Origin of the sequence: Pseudomonas sp. JV245A, assembly GCF_032424515.1 — a bacterium.
Classification (GTDB): domain Bacteria; phylum Pseudomonadota; class Gammaproteobacteria; order Pseudomonadales; family Pseudomonadaceae; genus Aquipseudomonas; species Aquipseudomonas protegens.
Genome location: NZ_VYKE01000301.1, coordinates 1 through 3035, shown reverse-complemented (window position 1 = coordinate 3035; position 3035 = coordinate 1). Strand labels below are relative to the sequence as shown.

Sequence of the window (3035 nt, the reverse complement as noted above, 5' to 3'; positions counted from 1 at the left end):
GCGATGCTGAGGACAAACACCCGCTTGCGGCCAAAGCGATCGGCCAGGGCGCCGGTGGCCATCAACACCACGGTGCAGGCGATGGTGTAGGCATTCATGATCCATTGCAGGTCGGTAAAGCGACCCTGCAGACGGTCTTCCAAGGCCGGGAGAATCACCGGCACGCTGGAGATTTCCAGGCCGAACATCAGCGCGGCCAGGCAGACCGCCGCCAGGGCCAGGGTGTTGCGTAAAGAAGGTTGAGGCATCGAGGGTCGTCCGCAAGTGGTGTCGCCACCCGTCCAGGGGCGACTGAGGGGTCAAGTCTGGGCAACGCCACTCAATGACGGAAATGATTAGATTTTGTAGGATTGAGCAATTTCCATCATGAATGGCAGCCTGCCTTGAACATCGATCCCACCCTGCTGCGGGCCCTGGTCGCAGTCCATGAATGTGCCGGTTTCACCCGTGCTGGCAAGCGCCTGAACCTCACCCAGTCGGCGGTCAGCCATCAGATCCGCCGTCTGGAAGAGCAACTGGGCCGGCCCCTGCTGCTGCGTACCACCCGGCACCTGAGCCTGACCGAAGACGGCCAGGAAGTGCTGCAGCACGCGCAACAGATCCTCACCGCCCTGGACGCCCTGGCCCGACGCTTCCAGCCATCGCGGCTGAGTGGCGTGGTGCGCTTCGGGGTGCCCGAGACCTTTATGGGCGAGCGCCTGCCGCCACTGCTCTGCCAGTTTTCCCGAGCCTTTCCCGAGGTGCGCCTGGACGTCAGCGTTGGCACCTACCTGGACCTGCGCCAGATGCTCAAGGCCGGGGAACTGGACCTGGCTGTGGTGCTCTCGGAGCCGGGGCGGCGCGACAGCGGCACCGTGCTGCGCAGCGCCCGGTTCGTCTGGGTCGCCGCCGAGCACTTCGACCTGGCCCCGGGCGCCTCGCTGCCCCTGGCCCTGGCGCCGGCCCCCTGCGTCAATCGGCAGATCGGCCTTGATGCCCTGGGCGAAAGCGCCACCCGTTGGCATGTGGCGTTCAGCTCGCCAAGCCAGGAAGGCATTCGCACGGCAGTGCTCGCCGGTCTCGGAGTCACCGTGCAGATGGCCAGCGACCTGCGCCCGGGCCTGCGCATCGTCGATGGTGAATACGGCCTGCCGGGGTTGCCTGGAGCGCGCTTCCTGCTGGCCTGGAGCAGCGGCGAAAAGACGGCGGCGGCCCAGGAGTTCGGTCAGTTGCTGCTACAGAACGCCGAGCCGGCCGTCAGAGGGGAAAAAGCCGCGGTCCGCCAGCAGGCTTAAGTGGCAAGCAGCCATTGCGTTGGCGGAATTCAGTCCGCGTGCCACCGAATTCGGCCGTTCAATGGTCGGCCCAGGTCCCTTCGACCTGCTTGCAACTTCGTGCGTGTTTTTGCTGACTCCGGCCCGGACAGTGCGGATAACCACCGAATCCTTGCGCGCTGCCACCTGGCAATGGCAACCCTCGCCCAGCGGCAACTGGCCGCTACACAACAGCAAGTTCCTCGCCTCAGGAAGTGGTATTTTTTGCGGCTTCTGGCGTGGCTGATCGGCATGAAGCCACGGCCGCCAACTTTCAGGGAGCTGCACCGATGAAGTCTGCCGTACACCCTTGCCCGTTGCCCCATGACTCCAGCATCGCGGCCCTGGCCCCGGGTGCCACCTTCATCGACTGCCGCCGCACCCTGGCCGAGGACCCCGAACGCAGCGCCATGCGTCACCTGCTGTGCCTGATGAGCCAGACCCCGGCCTGGATCGACCGCCTGATGGGCCTGCGCAACCGCGTGGTGCAGCTGTTCGGCCTCAAGGACCTGGGGCGCCTGACCCGCATCGACCTGTCGCGCCCCGACGAGGCTTACCAGCCCGGCGACCGGGTGGGTATCTTCACCCTGATTTCCCAGAGCCCCGACGAGGTGCTGGTGGTGGACCGCGACAAGCACCTGGACGTGCACCTGTCGCTCAACCGCCTGCCGCTGGACGCCGAGGGCCGGCGCCCGGTGGTGCTGTCCACCGTGGTCCACCCGCACAACCGCCTGGGGCGCCTGTACATGCTGCCGGTGGCGCCGTTCCACCGGATCATCGCGCCCATGACCCTGGCCACTATCAATAACTGCTGAGCCTTCTATCCCAAGGATCTTGCCGTGCACACACCGGATTTCGATGTTGTAGTCGTAGGCCTGGGCGCCATGGGCGCCGCCACCCTCTATCAACTGGCCAAGCGCGGGGTAAGGGTGGCGGGCATCGACCGCTTCGCCCCGCCCCACGACCTGGGTTCCAGCCACGGCGACACCCGCATCACCCGCCAGGCGGTGGGCGAAGGGGCGGCCTATGTGCCCCTGGCGATCCGTTCGCAGCAGATCTGGCGCGAACTGGAGGCGGAGCTGGATGTGCAGTTGTTCGAGCAATGCGGGGTGCTGGTGATGACCGCCAGCACCGACCCGCAGCGCCCGGCAGAGGCCCGGGACTTCACCGACAACAGCATCGAGCTGGCCCGGCGCTATGGCATCGAGCACCAGGAGCTGGACGCCGCCGAGATCCGCCGGCGCTTCCCGCAGTTCGCCCCGCTGGATGACAGCGCCCGGGGCTACTTCGAACCCGGCGGCGGCTTTGTCCGCCCGGAACGCTGCATCGATGCGCAACTGACCCGGGCCCGGCAACTGGGGGCAACCCTGATCACCGGCCAGACAGTGCTGGAGCTGGACGCCCAGGATGACGGGGTGCACATCATCAGCGACGGCTCGCGGCTGTTTGCCCGACAGGTCATCGTCAGCGCCGGCATGTGGTCGGCGCAGTTGCTGGGGGCGCCCTTCGATTCGCTGTTGCAGGTGTGCCGCCAGCAGCTGTACTGGTTCCGCCTGGATGAGCCCGAGCGCTACCCGGCCCGCTCCCCGAGCTTCATTCTCCACAGCGCCGATGACGTGGACGCCTGCTACGGCTTCCCGCCGATTCCCGGCGAAGGCAGCGTGAAGATCGCCACCGAGCAGTACAGCGCCAGCAGCCAGCCGGGCAGCCTCGACCGCCAGCCCAGCAGCGCCGACGCCCAGC

Annotated in this window: 4 protein-coding genes; 3 read left to right on the top strand and 1 reads right to left on the bottom strand. The window is 66.9% G+C overall.

Translation table 11 applies throughout. The annotated features are described in order from the left end of the window. Positions 1–248: MFS transporter (locus F6S12_RS30875; RefSeq protein ID WP_315869776.1), on the bottom strand; the 248-nt coding region annotated here is incomplete at its 3' end. Between the two features lie 135 nt (positions 249–383). Between F6S12_RS30875 and F6S12_RS30870 the strand changes: the two genes are divergently transcribed. The 3 genes from F6S12_RS30870 to solA form a co-directional block, all read left to right on the top strand. Further along, the gene (locus tag F6S12_RS30870; protein WP_123577646.1) at positions 384–1274 is read left to right on the top strand and encodes a LysR substrate-binding domain-containing protein; all 891 of its coding nucleotides are present in this window, start codon (positions 384–386) and stop codon (positions 1272–1274) included. A gap of 308 nt (positions 1275–1582) precedes the next feature. Further along, positions 1583–2107 carry a DUF2867 domain-containing protein gene (locus F6S12_RS30865; protein WP_015635112.1) on the top strand — a complete coding sequence of 175 codons (525 nt, stop codon included), beginning with the start codon at positions 1583–1585 and terminating at the stop codon, positions 2105–2107. A gap of 24 nt (positions 2108–2131) precedes the next feature. After that, the coding region (gene solA / locus F6S12_RS30860) for an N-methyl-L-tryptophan oxidase (RefSeq protein ID WP_315869775.1) at positions 2132–3035 on the top strand (904 nt) is incomplete at its 3' end.

Coding starts and splice junctions, on each gene's coding strand:
- F6S12_RS30865 (WP_015635112.1), top strand. CDS start 1,583: ATGAAGTCTGCCGTACACCCTTGCCCGTTGCCCCATGACTCCAGCATC.